Source organism: Catenibacterium sp. CAG:290, assembly GCF_000437715.1.
In the GTDB taxonomy this organism is placed as follows: domain Bacteria; phylum Bacillota_I; class Bacilli_A; order Erysipelotrichales; family Coprobacillaceae; genus Catenibacterium; species Catenibacterium mitsuoka_A.
Genome location: NZ_FR898805.1, coordinates 1 through 988 on the forward strand (window position 1 = coordinate 1; position 988 = coordinate 988).

Below are 988 nucleotides of genomic sequence, written 5' to 3' on the forward strand. Positions count from 1 at the left end.
AGTCAAACTATAATTTGAGCTTAACTTATTCTTTTTATCAAGGAGAAAGGGAACTAGAAGCACCTGATCCATTTACGATTATAGGTGTAATAATGACATAAAATTTTGGAATTAAGATGCCAGAGAACACAATTGGTTACTTTATTTTAGATAAACTGTTATAATAGAATATGTAAAGAGAGGTAAAAATAAAATGAATACAAATGATATTTTAAAAAAAGTAGACCACACATTATTGGCTCAGAGTGCCACTTGGGAAGACATTAAGGTGATCCTGGATGATGGAATCAAATATGGTACAGCATCTGCATGTATTCCAGCTGCTTATGTTAAACAGGCGGCAGAATATGTGGATGGTAAACTTCCTATCTGTACAGTTATTGGATTTCCAAATGGATACAGTACAACTGCAGTAAAAGTATTTGAAACAAAAGATGCTATTGAGAATGGTGCATCTGAAATTGATATGGTTATTAATATCGGATTCTTAAAAGATAAGAGATATGAAGAAGTAGAAGATGAAATCCGTCAGATTCATGAAGCGTGTGATGGTAAAATCTTAAAGGTTATTATTGAAACATGTCTTCTTACAGAAGAAGAAAAGATCAAGATGTGTGAATTAGTCACAAATGCAGGGGCAGAATACATTAAGACATCAACAGGGTTCTCAACTGCAGGCGCTACATTTGATGATGTAAAGTTAATGCATGATCATGTAGGTGAAGGAGTTAAAGTAAAAGCAGCAGGTGGGATTAGCTCATTTGATGATGCTGAAAAGTTCATTGAACTTGGTGCTGACAGACTTGGTACAAGCCGTCTTGTAAAAATCATGAAGAATACAGACACTGGTGCAGGTTACTAAAAGTAAAAAACCATAATCCTTTATATAGGACTATGGTTCTTTTTTACGCAATGAAATAAAAAAACAGACACATATGTGTCTGTTAAGTTCTAAATGGTGGAGCCTAGGAGGATCGAACTCCTGACC

1 protein-coding gene is annotated in these 988 nt (G+C 34.5%); it reads left to right on the forward strand.

The window, feature by feature from the left end:
• Positions 1-193 precede the first annotated feature (193 nt).
• Positions 194-862 (forward strand): deoxyribose-phosphate aldolase, encoded by a 669-nt coding sequence (gene deoC, locus QVO42_RS04535; RefSeq protein WP_022424984.1) that lies wholly within the window; start codon positions 194-196, stop codon positions 860-862.
• The last annotated feature ends 126 nt before the right edge of the window (positions 863-988 follow it).

What these genes read in the sequence shown, in the direction of transcription:
- deoC (WP_022424984.1), top strand. Translation starts at nt 194, where the DNA reads ATGAATACAAATGATATTTTAAAAAAAGTAGACCACACATTATTGGCT.